The organism is Glycomyces tarimensis, assembly GCF_054776215.1.
In genome coordinates, this window is record NZ_BAAHCB010000004.1 from 306,427 (window position 1) to 321,096 (window position 14,670).

The window sequence follows — 14,670 nt, forward strand, 5'->3', positions numbered from 1 at the left end:
GCGTGATACCGCTCGAGGCCTACAGCCCGAGCTGGTGCTCGAAGTTGCCTTCCTCGATGCGCTTGGTGACCGCCGCCAGGTAGCGGGCGGCGTCGGCGCCGTCGATGAGCCGGTGGTCGTAGCTCAGGGTCAGGTTCATGACCGAGCGAACCGCGACGACCTCACCCAGGTCCGGGTCGTCGATCACGCGCGGGCGCTTGACGATCGCGGCGGTGCCGAGGATCGCCGACTGCCCCAGCGGCACGATCGGCGTGTCGAACAGCGCGCCCACCGAGCCGGTGTTCGTGATCGAGAACGTCCCGCCGAACAGATCGTCGGGCGACAGGCCGCCGTTGCGGGCCTTGTCCGCGATCTCAGCGATCCGCTTCGCCAAGCCCGGGATGTTCAGGTCGCCGGCGTTCTTGATCACCGGGACGATGAGGCCCTTGGGCGTGTCCACCGCGAAGCCGACGTTCTCGGCCTCGGGGTAGGTGATCGTCTTCTCCTCCAAGTTCATGGAGGCGTTGATGATCGGGTACTGCTGGAGGGCCTCGATCGCGGCGATCGAGAAGAACGGCAGGAACGAGAGCTTCACGCCGTGGCGGGCGAGGAACTCGTCCTTCTTGGCCGCGCGGATCTTCGCCACCTTGGTGACGTCGACCTCGCGGACCGTGGTGAGCTGCGCCGTGGTCTGCATGGACTGGAGCAGGGCCTTCGCCGCGGACTGGCGCAGACGCGACATCTTCTCGGTGCGCCCGCGCAGCGGGCTGACCTCGGCAGGCGCCGCGGGAGCGGCGGGGGCCGGCGTCTCGGCCGGCTCGGCGGCCTTCTGGTCGATGAGGGCCTGCACGTCCTGCTTGCGGATGCGCCCGCCCACGCCGGTGCCCTTGATCTCGGCGAGGTTCACGTCGTTCTCGGCCGCGAGCTTGCGGACCAGCGGCGTGACGTACGAGTCCGACGGCTTCGTGGCGGTCGGAGCCGGAGCGGCGGCCGGGGCCGGCTCCGGTGCGGTCTGCTCGGCCGCGGCCGGCTGCTGCGGCTGCGGCGTGGTCTGCTCGGCCGGAGCGGCGGCCGGTTCCGTCTCGGTCGGGACCCGGTCCTCCCCGGTGACGGCCGGAGCCTCTTCGGCGCGCGGCTCGGCGGCCGGCTGCGGCGTGGGCGTGGCGGCCGGAGCGGCGGTGCCGCTGCCGACGATCGCCAGCACGGAGCCGACCTCGGCGGTCTCGTCCTCGCCGACCTTGATCTCCAGCAGGGTGCCGGCGGCCGGGGACGGGATCTCGGTGTCGACCTTGTCCGTCGAGATCTCCAGCAGCGGCTCGTCGACCTCGACGGTGTCGCCGACGGACTTGAGCCAAGTGATGATCGTGCCCTCGGTGACCGACTCGCCCAGCTCGGGCAGCAGCACCTCGGTGCCCTCGGCGGAGGAAGGAGCCTGCTCCTGCTGCGCCGGGGCGCCCTGCTCGGCGACGGGCTTCTGCTCGGGCGCGGGAGCCTGCTCGGGCTCGGGCTTCTGCTCCGCCTCCGGCTTCTGATCGGGCTCGGACTGCTGCTCAGGCTCGGACTGCTGCTCGGGCTCGGCGGCGGGCGCCGGCGTCGCGGCCGGGGCGTCCCCACCGGACTCCGACGGGTCGCCGATGATGGCGAGCTCGCCGCCGACCTCGACGTCGGTGTCCTCTGGGGCCACGATCTTCAGCACCACGCCGGCCACGGGGGAAGGCACCTCGGTGTCGACCTTGTCGGTCGACACCTCCAGCAAAGGCTCGTCCACCTCGACGGTGTCGCCTTCCTTCTTCAGCCACTGCGTCACGGTTCCCTCGGTGACGGACTCACCGAGGGCGGGCATCGTTACCGATGTCGACATCGTTCTGTTCAGCTCCTGTGGTCGTGTGTCTTAGTCGTGCGCGTGCAGCGGTTTGCCGGCCAAGAGCATGGCCGCCTCGCCGATCGCTTCGTTCTGCGTCGGGTGCATGTGGATGAGCTGGGCGACGTCCGAAGCGTAGCCCTCCCAGTTGTAGATGAGCTCGGCTTCGCCGATCTGCTCGGAGATGCGCGCGCCGACCATGTGGACGCCGACGATCGGCCCGTCCTCGACCGCGACGAGCTTGATGAAGCCCTGCGTCTTGAGGATGTTGGACTTCCCGTTGCCGGCGAGGTTGTAGTTGACCGACTTGATCTTGTCGGCCCCGTACTGCTCCTTCGCCTTGTCCTCGTTGAGGCCCATCGAGGCCACCTCGGGCTCGGTGAAGGTCACGCGCGGGATGCCGGTCTCGTCGATCACGGCGGGGTTCAGGCCCGCGATGTGCTCGGCCACGAAGATGCCCTGGAGGAAGCCGCGGTGGGCGAGCTGCACGCCGGGGACGATGTCGCCGACGGCGTAGACGTTCGGCACGTTCGTCTGCAGGTGCTCGTTGGTGAGCACGAACCCGCGGTCCATCGTGACGCCCTGCTCTTCGAAGCCGCAGTTCGCCGTCGCCGGGCCGCGCCCGACGGCGACGAGCACCAGGTCGCCCTCGACGACGGTCCCGCCCTGGATGGTGACCTGGACGCCCGAACCGGTCCTCTCGACCTTCTCGAAGAACTTGCCGGTGTGGAACTTGATGCCGCGCTTGCGGAAAGCCCGCTCCAACTGCTTGGAGGCGTCGGCGTCCTCGGCGGCGAGGAGGCGGGGGAGACCCTCGATGATCTCGACCTCGACGCCCAGGGACTTCCAGGCGGAGGCGAACTCGACGCCGATGACGCCGCCGCCGATGACGATGGCCTTGTTCGGCAGCTCGGTGAGGTTCAGCGCGTGCTCGGAGGCGATGACCCTCTCGCCGTCGATCTCCAGGCCCGGCAGGGTCTTGGAGTACGAGCCGGTGGCGAGGACGACATTGCGACCGGTGACGGTCTGCCCGTTGTCCACCTCGACGGTGTTCGGCCCGACGAGCTTGCCGGTGCCGTTGATGAAGTCGACCTTGTGGGCCTTGACCAGACCCTGCAGGCCCTTGTACAGCTTGGCGACGACGTCGTCCTTGTACTTGTTGATCGCCTTCATGTCGACGCCCTGGAACTCGGCGAGGATGCCGAACTGATCGGCGTCGCGCGTCGTGTCGGCGACCTCGCCGGCGTGGAGCAGCGCCTTCGTGGGGATGCAACCACGGTGCAGGCAGGTGCCGCCGACCTTGTCCTTCTCGATCAGGGCCACGGACATGCCGAGCTCGGCCGCGCGGAATGCGCTGGCGTAGCCGCCGCTGCCGCCACCCAGGATTACTACGTCGTATCCTGCGTTCGGGTCGCTCATTGCTCTCCCCACTTAACGGTACAGATTTACGGCTCCGCTAGCGTCGCCGCGTGTGCTTGGGTACGCGTCCCATCCTTCCACCGGTCCCGGTGCGCGAGCGACTAGACCCGGAGGAATGGAGTGTGCAACACCATTCAACTCCTCACCGCCCGCTTCCGAAAGCCCCGCTCCTGTGCGGCTGAACACACGCCGTCTCGGCCGTGTGTACGCTTGATAGTTGACACCTCAATGGTGCGGAAGGAGCCGCAGTGGGCTGGTTTGGACGCAAGAAGAAGAACAAGAATGGCACGCTGGACCGAGCGTCCGACAACGGCGACCAGCGGCATCTCATCGAATTCATCAAGAGCCGGACCGGTGTCGAGGCCTATATCGAGCCCCGCACGACGGTCACCGAGACCACGGTCATGCTCATCGCCCACGACGGGGAGTGGACGCGCCGGCGCGTCGACGGCCCGGCCGGGGCGTTCGCCTTGGGCCGCAAGCAAGGCATCCCGGTATACGAGGTCGCCAAGACCGGGTACCCCCAGCGGAAACGCGACTACGACCAGCGCAAGAAGCTGGAGCGGCAGCGCCGCACCTAGCACTTGATAACGGTTGCACAACTGTTGCCGCACCGTCCCGCCACATGGTGGTGAGGACGGTGCGGCCTCCGTTCACTCGAACTCGGCGATGAGCGCGACGAGCGTGCGCACCGGAATGCCGGTCGCGCCCTTCGCGATGTAGCCGTACGCGGAGTCGGAGTCGGCCGGGCCCGCGATGTCGATGTGCGCCCACGGAATCTCCTCGGGCACGAATTTCGACAGGAAGATCCCGCCTTGGACCATGTGCGCGTCCCGCTTGAGGCCCGTGGCGCACTGCTGCACGTCCGCGATCGAGGACTCCATGAGTTTGACGATGTCCTCGGGGAACGGCATCGGCCAGCCGTGCTCACCGAGCTCCTGGCCGACGCGGCGCACCCGCTCGGTCTCGGTGTCGGTTCCCATCAGCCCGAACGTGCGCCGGCCCAGCGCCACGACCTGCCCGCCGGTGAGCGTGGCGACGTCGTAGATCGCGTCCGGTTCGTCCTCGGCGGCCCGCGAGAGCGCGTCCGCCAGCACGATCCGGCCCTCGGCGTCGGTGTTGAGCACCTCGATCGTCTTCCCGTTGCGGGCCTTGACCACATCGGAAGGACGGTAGGACGAGCCCGACACCATGTTCTCCGCCAGCGCCACCGTGCACGTGACGTTGACGTTCAGGCCGAGCCGCGCCGCGGCGAGCGTGGCGCTGACCACGGCCGCGGCCCCGGCCATGTCGGTCTTCATGTCCCACATGCCCGCCACCGGTTTGATCGAGATCCCGCCGGAGTCGAAGGTGATGCCCTTGCCGACCAGCGCCACGTGCTTCGTCGCGCCCTCGGGCCGGTAGCTCAGCCGCACCAGACGGGGCTCGGCCGAGGAGCCCCCGCCCACGGCCAGGACGCCGCCGTAGCCGCCCGCCGAGAGCGCCTCGGCGTCGAGGATCTCGACCTCGACGCCGGCCTCGGAGGCCCGCTGCTCGATCTCGGACGCGAACGTCGGCGGACGCAGCAGGTTCGCGGGGGTGTTCACCCAGGTCTTCGTGAGCGCCACGCTCGCCGCCAGGATCGCCGCCCGCTCGACGTCCGCCTCGGAGGCGCCGTACACCGTGATCGACTCCGGCGGCTCCTCGCCGCCGCCCTCGGTCTTGTAGCCCTCGAACTTGTAGGCGCCCAAAGCGGCGCCGGTCGCGGTGGCCTCGGGATCGCCTTCGAAGGCGATGGCCACCGAGCCGAGGCCGAACGCGGCCCGCGCCGCGGTCCCGGCGGCGCGGCGCAGCGTCTCGTCGTCCCGGTCATCGGCGTCGCCCAGCCCGACGGCGAACACCAGCTTCGCGGACAGATCGGTCGGGGCGGCCAGCCGTGTCAGGGAGGAGGCCGAACCGGTGTTGTCGAGCGCGGCCAGCGTCTCGGCCAGGCGCCCGCCGAAGGCGGCGTCGACGCCGGAGGCGACGGCGGGGATGATCGCGGCGTCCTCGCCGGCGTGCACGCCCACGACGATCACGTCGGCGCGCGCGTCGGCGATGTCGCCGGAGGCGCTGAGCAGGTCAGTCATGTCCAGTCCTTACGTAACGCTATTGGAAACGGACCGATCCTACGGGCTGGGATTCGTTCGATATCGTCTTAGCCATGTCTGAGCCTGCATCGTCACCTCTGGTATCGCCGCTGCACGACCGCCACTTGGAGCAGGGGGCGAAGTTCGCGCCGTTCGCGGGCTGGCAGATGCCGCTGCACTACGCCTCGGGCGTGCTCGCCGAGCACGCTTCGGTGCGTTCGAGGGTCGGCGTCTTCGACGTCTCGCATCTGGGCAAGGTGTGGGTCGACGGGCCCGGCGCGGTCGACTTCGTCAACCGGTGCCTGACCAACGACCTGAACCGGATCGGCAGCGGCGGCGCCCAGTACACGCTGTGCTGCGACGCCGAGGGCGGCGTGGTCGACGACCTCATCGCCTACCGGCTCTCCGACGAGGAGGTCCTGCTGGTCCCCAATGCCGCCAACACCACAGCGGTGACACGCCGCCTGGAGGAGGCCGCGCCCGACGGCATCGAGATCCGCAACGTGCACCGCTCGCTCGCGGTGCTGGCCGTCCAGGGCCCCGAATCGCCGCGCATCCTCGAATACCTGGGGCTGCCGCACGAGCACGAGTACATGTCCTTCGAGGAGCGCTTCGTCGACGGGGCCGCCGTCATCGTCTGCCGCTCGGGCTACACCGGCGAGACCGGCTTCGAGCTGGTCGTCCCGAACGAGGCGGCGGGGGACCTGTGGGACGGGATGCTCGTCGCGGGCGCGAGCCCCTGCGGTCTCGGCGCGCGGGACACGCTGCGGCTGGAGATGGGCTACCCGCTGCACGGTCAGGACCTGAGCCTCGACATCACGCCGGTGCAGGCCCGCCTGAGCTGGGCGGTCGGCTGGGACAAGCCCGAGTTCTGGGGCAAGGCCGCGCTCGAGGCCGAGCGCGCCGCCGGTCCGAAGCGGCGACTGTGGGGCCTGGAAGCGGTCGGCAAGGGGGTGCCCCGCGCGCACATGAGCGTCCTCGACGGCGACCGGCAGGTCGGTGAGACCACCTCCGGGACCTTCGGTCCTTCGCTGAAGAAGGGCGTGGCGCTGGCGCTGCTCGACGCCGGGTACAAGCCGGGCTCGGAGCTGGAGCTGGACGTCCGCGGTCGCCGACTGGCGGTACGGGTCGTCAAGCCGCCCTTCGTGAAGGCCACGCCGAGCTAGACGGGACGAGGCTCGAACGGCGAAGTGCGCAGGCCGGATGCCCCACCCGTACTTGTCTGCGCGTGACATCTTCGATAGCGTTTACCAGAACCTTGCAGACGAAGGAGTCACATGTCAGGCACGCCCCATCGCTATGCACTCGTGGGAACCGGCTCTCGAGCCAACATGTTCGTCAATGCCCTGGTGGAGCGGGGTGACAAGGCGCGGCTGGTCGCGCTGGCCGACACCAACGCCCACCGCATCGACGTCCACCGCGCGGCCATCGAGGCCGCCGGAGTCCCGGCCCCGGCCGCTTACGCCGCCGCGGACTTCGCGAAGCTCCTCGACGAGACGAAGCCCGACACCGTCATCGTCACATGCGTCGACGCGTACCACCACGAGTACATCCTCGCCGCCCTCGATCGCGACCTCGACGTCATCTGCGAGAAGCCGCTGACCACCACCGCGGAGCACGCCGCCGAGATCCTCGCCGCGGAAGAGCGGTCGGCCGGGAAGGTGACCGTCACCTTCAACTACCGGTACAACCCGCTCCACGAGAAGGTCGCCGAGCTCCTGCGCGAAGGCGCGGTCGGCGAGATCATCTCGGTGGGCTTCGACTGGCTCCTGGACACCCGGCACGGCGCCGACTACTTCCGCCGCTGGCACCGCCTCGCCGATCAGTCCGGCGGGCTGCTCGTGCACAAGTCCGGCCACCACTTCGACCTCGTGAACTGGTGGCTCGATTCCGCACCAATACAAGCGTTTGCCAAAGGTCGGCTCGCCTTCTACGGCGAGAACGGCAAGCGCCACGGGCACGACCGCGGCTACGACCGCGCCGCCGGCTCGCCGAGCGCCGTCGACGACCCGTTCGCCCTGCACATGGAGGAGAGCGAGGGGCTCAAGTCGCTCTACCTCGACGCAGAGGCCGACGACGGCTATATCCGCGACCAGAACGTCTTCGCTCCCGGCGTGACGATCTACGACGACATGATGGCCCTGGTCGACTACGCCTCAGGTGCGACGCTGTCCTATCGGCTCACCGCCTACTCGCCCTGGGAGGGCTACCGGGTCTCCTTCAACGGCACCCAGGGCCGGCTCGAGCTGCTCGTCGTCGAGAACGACCACGTCAACCCCGCCCTCAAGGGCCCCAACGGCGCCTCGGTGCACGGCACCGACGCGGCCGCCGAGGAGGGCTGGTACGAGCTCACCCTCCACCCGTTCTGGACCAAGCCGAGCAAGATCGACGTCGGTGAGTACCAGCGCGCCGGCCACGGCGGCGGCGACCAGCGGATGCTCGGCGTCCTCTTCGACGGCGACACCGACCCCCACCAGCGCTCGGCCACCGCCCGAGACGGCGTCAACGCCCTCGCCGCCGGGCTGGCCTCGAACGAATCCATCGCCACCGGCCGGCCGGTCGTCGTCGCCGACCTCTTCAAGCAGTAGGAGCACCCTTGACGTTGCATCCCGACCGCCTCTTCCCGCCCGACGAGCGCACCCGCGCCATCGCCCGCGAGATCCACCAGCGCACCACCGACCTGCCGCTGGTGAGCCCGCACGGGCACGTCGCCCCCCGGCTGCTCTCGGAGAACGAGCCGTTCCCCGACCCCGCGCGCCTGTTCGTCGTGCCCGACCACTATCTGACCCGGATGCTGTACAGCCAGGGCGTCACGCCCGACCAGCTCGGCGTGCCGTCCGTCAAGGGCGAGCCGTCGGAGGTCGACGGCCGCACGATCTGGCGGCGCTTCGCCGAGCACTACCACCTGTTCCGCGGCACCCCTTCGAAGATGTGGCTCGACCACACCTTCGCGGAGGTCTTCGGGATCTACAAGACGCTCAGCGCCGCGACCGCCGACGAGTTCTACGACCACCTCTCGGCCCGCCTCACCGAGCCTGACTACCGGCCCAGGGCTTTGTTCGACCGGTTCAACATCGAGGTCCTCGCCACCACCGAGAGCCCGATCGACTCGCTCGACCCCCACGCCAAGCTCGAAGGACTCCCGGCCGAGAACGGCCGCAAATGGGGCGGCAAGGGCGGCAAGGTCGTCACGACCTTCCGACCCGACAACCTCGTCGAGCCCGACTGGCCCGGCTGGGCCGACCGGGTGCGGCGACTCGGCGAGATCACCGGGCACGACACGTCCACCTTCGAGGGCTTCCTCGAGGCGCTGCGCGCCCGCCGCCAGGACTTCATCGCCGCCGGAGCGACGTGTTCGGACCACGGCAACCGGACCTCGATGACCGTGGACGACCCCGCCAAGGCGGCCGAGATCTTCCACAAGGCGCTCAAAGGCGAAGCCGACGAGACAGAGCAGGGGACGTTCCCCGCGCTGATGCTGGTCGAATTCGCCCGCATGAGCGTCGAGGACGGGCTGGTCATGCAGCTGCATCCGGGTTCGTGGCGCAACCACAACCGGTGGCTGTACGAGGGCTGGGGCCGCGACGTCGGCGGCGACATTCCCGACCTGAACACGTATGCGCGGGGCCTCAAGCCGCTCTTGGACGCCTTCGGCAACGACCCGCGCTTCCGCATCGTCCTGTACACGCTCGACGAGACCACCTTCAGCCGCGAGATCGCGCCGCTCGCGGGCGGCTACGCCTCGGTGTTCGCCGGCGCCCCCTGGTGGTTCCTGGACTCGCCCGAGGGCATGCGCCGCTTCAGGGAGGCCGTCCACGAGACCGCCGGGTTCTACAACACCGCCGGCTTCGTCGACGACACCCGCGCGTTCTGCTCCATACCGGCCCGCCACGACGTGGCCCGCCGCGTCGACGCCGCCTTCCTCGCACGCTTGGTCGCCGACCACAGGATGACCGAGGACGAGGCCGCCGAAGTCGCGGTCGACCTCGCCTATAACCTCCCTCGCAGCATCTACGGAATGGAACAGTGATGACGAAGATCGAACGCCTCGAAGTCCACGACGTTCGCTTCCCGACCGCAGCGGACGCGGACGGCTCGGACTCGATCAACCGGGCCGACTACTCGGCCACCTACGTCGAGCTGTTCACCGACGGCGGGCCGACCGGGACGGGCTTCACCTTCACCGGAGGGCGCGGCAACGAGATCACCTGCGCATCGGTGCAAGCGCTTGCGCATCTGGTGGTGGGCCGCACCGTCGAGGGCATCTTCGACGATCCCGTCGGCTTCACCCGCGAGCTCGCCCAGGAGCCCCAGATCCGCTGGCTCGGCCCCGAGAAGGGCGCCACCCACATGGCCGTCGGCGCCATCGTCAACGCCGTGTGGGACCTGCGCGCCAAGATCGAAGGCAAGCCGATGTGGCAGCTGCTCGCCGAGATGGACTCCGCCGAACTGGCCGCCCAGATCGACTACCGGCACATCGTCGACGAGCTCACCCCGGCCGAGGCCGAGGCCATCCTCGACGCGGGCAAGGACGGCTACGCCGAGCGCCTCGCCACGCTCGAGCGGGACGGCTTCCCGGCGTACACGACCTCCGTCGGCTGGCTCGGCTACCCCGACGAGAAGGTCAAGGCCCTCACCGAGGAGGCCGTCGCCGAAGGCTGGACCGCCGTCAAGATGAAGGTCGGCTCTCCCGACGTCGCCGACGACGTGCGCCGCGCCGGCATCATCCGCGACATCATCGGACCCGACCGCCTGCTCATGATGGACGCCAACCAGATCTGGTCGGTGCCCGAGGCCGTCGAGAACATGAGGCGCCTGGCCGCTTACGACCCGTACTGGATCGAGGAGCCCACCCACCCCGACGACGTCCTCGGACACGCCACGATCGCCCGGGCCGTCGCGCCGATCCGCGTCGCCACCGGCGAGGTCGCCGCCAACCGCGTCATCTTCAAGCAGCTGCTCCAGGCCGAGGCCATCCGCGTCTGCCAGGTCGACGCCTGCCGCGTCGGCGGCATCCCCGAGGTCCTCGCCACGCTGCTCATGGCCGCCAAGCACGGCGTCGACGTCTGCCCCCACGCCGGCGGCGTCGGGCTGTGCGAATACGTCCAGCACCTGGGCATGTTCGAGTACCTGCGGATCGGCAAGACCCTTGAGGGCCGCATGATCGAGTACGTGGACCACCTCCACGAGCACTACACCGACCCGGTGACCGTCGTCGACGGCCGCTACCGCGTGCCGACCCGGCCGGGCTACTCCGTCACCCTCAAGGACGAGTCCATCGCCGAGTACTCCTACCCGAACGGACCGGCGTGGAAGCACTAGACGAGCGCGCCCTCAGCAACCACACGCTCGCGCGCGTGCCCGGAACCGTCCGCGTTCCGGGCGCGCGTCCGGAACGCGCCGGCATCCTGCACATTGGCGCCGGGGCCTTCCACCGCGCCCACCAGGCCGTCTACACCGACGACACCGGCTGGGGCATCACCGTGGCCGCCCCGCACTCGCGGGAGGTCATCGACGCCCTCGCCGCCCAGGACGGGCTCTACACGGTGGCCACCCTCGGACCCGACGGCGCCGAAGTGCGCGTCGTCGGCTCGATCGTCGACACCCTGCACATCGCCGGCGAGGAGGAGCGCGCGCTCGACCTCATCGCCTCCGACGACGTCCACATCGTCACCCTCACCGTCACCGAGAAGGCCTACCGCGACCCCGAGGGCGTCCCCGGACTCCTCGCCAGGGGGCTCGCGCGCCGGTCCAAGCACGGCGGTGCGCCGCTGACGATCCTGTGCTGCGACAACCTCCCCGACAACGGCGCCGCCACCAGGTCCGCCGTCGAACCGCTCCTCGACGACGACACGCGCGCCTGGGCCGAGGAGCACGTCACCTTCCCGTCCAGCATGGTCGACCGGATCGTCCCCGCCTCCACGCCCGAGACCTTCGAGCGGGCCGCAGCGGCGCTCGGGCTCGCCGACGCCGCCGCCGTCGAGGCCGAACCGTTCGGCCAATGGGTCATCGAGGACCGCTTCGCCGGGCCCAGGCCCGACTGGAACGCCACGTTCACCGACGACGTCGCCGGCTGGGAGCGCCTGAAACTGCGCACCCTCAACGGCGTCCACTCCGCGCTCGCCTACCTCGGCGCGCTCGCCGGCGTCGAGACGATCTGCGAGACCCTCGCGCTCCCGGGCGCCAGGGCCTTCGCCGAGCGTCTCATCGCCGACCAGATCGCACCGAGCTTCACGCCGCCGGACGGGCGCGACACGGTCGCGTACGGGGACGAGGTGCTCGAACGCTTCGCCAACCCCGCGATCAAGCACCGCTGCCTCCAGGTCGCCATGGACGGCAGCCAGAAGCTGCCGCAGCGGCTGCTGGGCACGATCGCCGACCTCGCCGAGGCCGGGCACCCGATCCATCTCGTCGCCCTGCCGCTCGCCGCCTGGATCCGCTTCTGCGAGGGCCGTGCCGACGACGGCTCGCCCCTGCCGCTGGACGACCCGCTCGCCGCCATCCTGCGCAAGAGCCTCGCCGAGGCGGGGCCGCGGCCGGCGGCGAGGATCGACGCTATCCTCGGGGTCCGGCAAGTCGTCCCCGAACCGGTGGCGGTCGACCGCGAGCTGCGCCGAGCCGCCACGGCATGGCTGGCGGCACTGGACCGGCACGGGGTGGCCACAACCCTGGAGAACGCCTGATGGACCTTCGAATCCCTCGCATCGCCCTGGTCGGTGCGAACGGCTACGGACTGCACCACCGACACAACCTCGAGCCGAGGCGACGCGCCGGCAAAGTGGAACTCGTCGGTCTGTGCGACACCGCCGAGATCACCGAGAACGCCGAGACCCCCATCGGCGACGCGCCCGTCTTCGACGACTACGAGCGCCTGCTGGCGGAGACCGATCCGCACGTCGTCATCATCGCCACCCCGCCGCCGACGCACGTGCCGATCGCCTCGGCCGCGATGCGGCACGGCGCCGACGTGTACCTCGAGAAGCCGCCGGTGGCCTCCCTGGAGGAGTACAGGCGGCTCTACGACGTCATGGTCGAGACCGGCCGCGCCGTCCAGGTGGGCTTCCAGGCCCTCGGCTCGCACGCGTTCAGCGCGTTGCGCGACGCCATGGAGGCCGGTCGGCTCGGCCGGCTCGAAGCGGTCGGCGTCGCCGGCTCCTGGCAGCGGCCCGACTCGTATTACCGGCGCTCGCCTTGGGCCGGGAAGCGCGAGGTGAACGGCACCCTCATCGCCGACGGAGCCCTCGCCAACCCCTTCGCGCACGCCTCGCAGCAGGTGCTCGCGATCGCGGGGGACTGGCCGATGGACGGCGACATCGAACTCGAGCGGCTGCGGTGCCGCCCCGGCATCGAGGTCGACGACACCGCCGTGTGGCGCGGGGTCAACAAGGGCGGCGTGACCATGACCGTCGCCGTGACGCTCTGCGGTGAGCGCAAGGTCGAAGGCGACGTCTACGTCCGCGGCACCGAAGGCGAGGCCTGGTTCCAGTACCCGACCGACCTGCTGCAACTGCCCGGCGAGGACGAGCCCAAGCAGTACGGGCGCACCGATCTGCTCGACAACCTCCTGCTCCACCGCCAGCGGGGCGTCGGCCTCATCTCGGGGCTGCGGCGCGCCAAGACCTTCACCGGCGTCTTGGAGCGCGTGCTGAACGACCCGATCCCGCCGCTGGTCGACGAGGGGCACCTGCGCCGCGTCGGCGATGACCCGGTGACCCTCCTCGGAGGCGCCGACGCGGCCGTGGAGGCCGCGGCACGCGGCGGCAAGCTGTTCAGCGAGCTCGGTCTCGCCTGGGCTTAGGCTCCGCAGCGCGAGCGGTCGGGGCCTCCGTGAGGCCCCGACCGCTCGGTGTTCGCATCGGTTGTCCGGTGCCGCCTAGCCGACGCCGGCGCCGTTGCTGACGATGGAGGCGATCTGCGACGGTGTGTCGAGGGAGTAGCTGTAGGGCACTCCCTGCACCGAGCCGCTCGAGGCCGGGGTCGGCGAGTTCACCAGGTGGTTGTTCCGGGAGACGCACCGGCCGGGGTCGGAGCTGGCGTAGCCGATCTCGACGGGGCTGTCGGTGTTCTCGATGTAGTTGCCCTCGAAGATGACGCCGGCGTCCATCGTGGTGGCGCAGCCGTAGCCGCCGACGTTCCGGTAGTAGTTGTTGTAGACGTGGACCGGGTCGCCGAAGCGCACGCGCGGGTTGCGCGAGTTGGTGCCGTTGAAGTAGTTGTGGTGGTAGCTCACGCGGAGGTGGCCGCGGTCGGCGGTGTGGCCGTCGGAGTGGCCGAGCAGCATGTTCTTCTGGCTGCCGTTGAACCGGTTCCATGAGACGGTGATGAAGTCGGACTCGCGCTTGATGTCGCACGAGCCGTCGTAACCGGTCCCGAAGGTGTTGTGGTCGACCCAGACGTTCGTCGAACCGTCCTGGATGTTGATGGCGTCGTCGTCCCAGTCGTCGAACGTCAGGTTCGTGATGATGACGTTGTGCGAGCCGCTGAGGTGGAAGCCGCCGCCGGTGATCCTGGCGCCGGAGGCGCCGATGATCGTGGTGTTGGAGCCGACGTCGGTCATGTCGCCGAGGTTGATGGTTCCGCTCACGCGAACGACCTTCGACGAGTTGCCGCTCACCGCGTCCGCCAGTGCCCCGGCGGAGGATACGTTGATCGGCGAGGCGTTGCCGCCGCCGCTCGTGCCGCCGTTCTGCGTGGCCCAGCCCACCAGGCCGGTCTGGCCGGGGTTGCCTCCGCCGCCCACCGGCGTGAGCTGCCACTGCTGGTTGGCGTCGCCGGCCGCGTCGTACTGCGAGATCCGGCTTCCGGGGGTGGTGGACCACTCCCAGACGTCGAGGGCCTTGCCGGAGTGGCGGTTGACGAAGGTGTAGTAGCCGCCGCTCTCCTCGACCCGCCATTGCTGGTTGGCGCCGTTGAGGTCGTCCCACTGGACGATGGTCGCGCCGTTGTCGGTGCTCCACTCGTAGGTCTCGAGGACGTGGTTGGAGTGGCGGGCCTGGATGCGGTAGTAGCCGCCGCCGGCGTCGACGAAGCGGAACTGCTGGTTGGTGGCGCCGGTGCTGTTCCACTGGATCAGCTCGGCCCCCGGTGCCGTGGACAGGTCGAGGATGTCGAGCACGAGACCGGAATGCCGGCTCGCGATGGTGTACCAGGTTCCGGGGACGACCTGCGCTTGGGCGTGCCGGGGAGCCCAGATACCGGTCGAAGCCGCCGCCGTTCCGGCCGCGGTGAGTCCCGCGAGCGTCCAGAGCTTGCGCCGTGAGTGCTTGGTGTTGAAGATGTTCTCCATTTGAGGGTCCTTTCGGG

General features: G+C 69.7%; 11 protein-coding genes. 7 read left to right on the forward strand and 4 right to left on the reverse strand.

What is annotated here, in order from left to right:
* Positions 1-19 precede the first annotated feature (19 nt).
* Both sucB and lpdA read right to left on the reverse strand, forming a co-directional pair.
* Positions 20-1,840, reverse strand: a complete 1,821-nt coding sequence (sucB, locus tag ACYVK3_RS05280) for a 2-oxo acid dehydrogenase subunit E2 (protein ID WP_460496213.1) — start codon at positions 1,838-1,840, stop codon at positions 20-22.
* Between the two features lie 30 nt (positions 1,841-1,870).
* A complete protein-coding gene (lpdA, locus tag ACYVK3_RS05285; protein ID WP_460496214.1) occupies positions 1,871-3,259 on the reverse strand; it encodes a dihydrolipoyl dehydrogenase in 1,389 nt (462 codons plus the stop codon).
* A 248-nt stretch (positions 3,260-3,507) separates the two neighbouring features.
* On the opposite strand from lpdA, the gene ACYVK3_RS05290 reads away from it, so the two are divergent.
* Positions 3,508-3,840 carry an oxidoreductase gene (locus ACYVK3_RS05290; protein WP_460496215.1) on the forward strand — a complete coding sequence of 111 codons (333 nt, stop codon included), beginning with the start codon at positions 3,508-3,510 and terminating at the stop codon, positions 3,838-3,840.
* 72 nt (positions 3,841-3,912) lie between these two features.
* On the opposite strand, the gene ACYVK3_RS05295 is transcribed toward ACYVK3_RS05290, so the two are convergent.
* Positions 3,913-5,367: a leucyl aminopeptidase family protein gene (locus tag ACYVK3_RS05295; protein WP_460496216.1), complete on the reverse strand. Its 1,455-nt coding sequence runs from the start codon at positions 5,365-5,367 to the stop codon at positions 3,913-3,915.
* 74 nt (positions 5,368-5,441) lie between these two features.
* On the opposite strand from ACYVK3_RS05295, the gene gcvT reads away from it, so the two are divergent.
* From gcvT to ACYVK3_RS05325, 6 genes are all read left to right on the forward strand, one after another.
* Positions 5,442-6,533, forward strand: coding sequence for a glycine cleavage system aminomethyltransferase GcvT (gene gcvT / locus ACYVK3_RS05300; RefSeq protein WP_460496217.1), 1,092 nt, complete (start codon positions 5,442-5,444; stop codon positions 6,531-6,533).
* 111 nt (positions 6,534-6,644) lie between these two features.
* Positions 6,645-7,955 carry a Gfo/Idh/MocA family oxidoreductase gene (locus ACYVK3_RS05305; protein WP_460496218.1) on the forward strand — a complete coding sequence of 437 codons (1,311 nt, stop codon included), beginning with the start codon at positions 6,645-6,647 and terminating at the stop codon, positions 7,953-7,955.
* Positions 7,956-7,963: 8 nt separating this feature from the next.
* Positions 7,964-9,397: a glucuronate isomerase gene (gene uxaC / locus ACYVK3_RS05310; protein ID WP_460496219.1), complete on the forward strand. Its 1,434-nt coding sequence runs from the start codon at positions 7,964-7,966 to the stop codon at positions 9,395-9,397.
* Positions 9,397-10,689, forward strand: coding sequence for an enolase-like domain-containing protein (locus ACYVK3_RS05315; RefSeq protein ID WP_460496220.1), 1,293 nt, complete (start codon positions 9,397-9,399; stop codon positions 10,687-10,689). Before uxaC ends, ACYVK3_RS05315 begins: the two co-directional genes overlap by 1 nt.
* Positions 10,677-12,050 (forward strand): mannitol dehydrogenase family protein, encoded by a 1,374-nt coding sequence (locus ACYVK3_RS05320; protein WP_460496221.1) that lies wholly within the window; start codon positions 10,677-10,679, stop codon positions 12,048-12,050. Before ACYVK3_RS05315 ends, ACYVK3_RS05320 begins: the two co-directional genes overlap by 13 nt.
* Positions 12,050-13,165, forward strand: coding sequence for a Gfo/Idh/MocA family protein (locus ACYVK3_RS05325; RefSeq protein WP_460496222.1), 1,116 nt, complete (start codon positions 12,050-12,052; stop codon positions 13,163-13,165). Before ACYVK3_RS05320 ends, ACYVK3_RS05325 begins: the two co-directional genes overlap by 1 nt.
* A gap of 75 nt (positions 13,166-13,240) precedes the next feature.
* Here ACYVK3_RS05325 and ACYVK3_RS05330 read toward each other — a convergent pair whose 3' ends face one another.
* Positions 13,241-14,653 carry an RICIN domain-containing protein gene (locus ACYVK3_RS05330; protein ID WP_460496223.1) on the reverse strand — a complete coding sequence of 471 codons (1,413 nt, stop codon included), beginning with the start codon at positions 14,651-14,653 and terminating at the stop codon, positions 13,241-13,243.
* Between the last annotated feature and the right edge of the window lie 17 nt (positions 14,654-14,670).

Bases quoted from the DNA above. Each gene is read 5' to 3' on its own strand.
- ACYVK3_RS05295 (WP_460496216.1), bottom strand. From the start codon at position 5,367: ATGACTGACCTGCTCAGCGCCTCCGGCGACATCGCCGACGCGCGCGCC.
- gcvT (WP_460496217.1), top strand. From the start codon at position 5,442: ATGTCTGAGCCTGCATCGTCACCTCTGGTATCGCCGCTGCACGACCGC.
- ACYVK3_RS05315 (WP_460496220.1), top strand. From the start codon at position 9,397: ATGACGAAGATCGAACGCCTCGAAGTCCACGACGTTCGCTTCCCGACC.
- ACYVK3_RS05330 (WP_460496223.1), bottom strand. From the start codon at position 14,653: ATGGAGAACATCTTCAACACCAAGCACTCACGGCGCAAGCTCTGGACG.
- ACYVK3_RS05305 (WP_460496218.1), top strand. From the start codon at position 6,645: ATGTCAGGCACGCCCCATCGCTATGCACTCGTGGGAACCGGCTCTCGA.
- lpdA (WP_460496214.1), bottom strand. From the start codon at position 3,259: ATGAGCGACCCGAACGCAGGATACGACGTAGTAATCCTGGGTGGCGGC.
- ACYVK3_RS05325 (WP_460496222.1), top strand. From the start codon at position 12,050: ATGGACCTTCGAATCCCTCGCATCGCCCTGGTCGGTGCGAACGGCTAC.
- sucB (WP_460496213.1), bottom strand. From the start codon at position 1,840: ATGTCGACATCGGTAACGATGCCCGCCCTCGGTGAGTCCGTCACCGAG.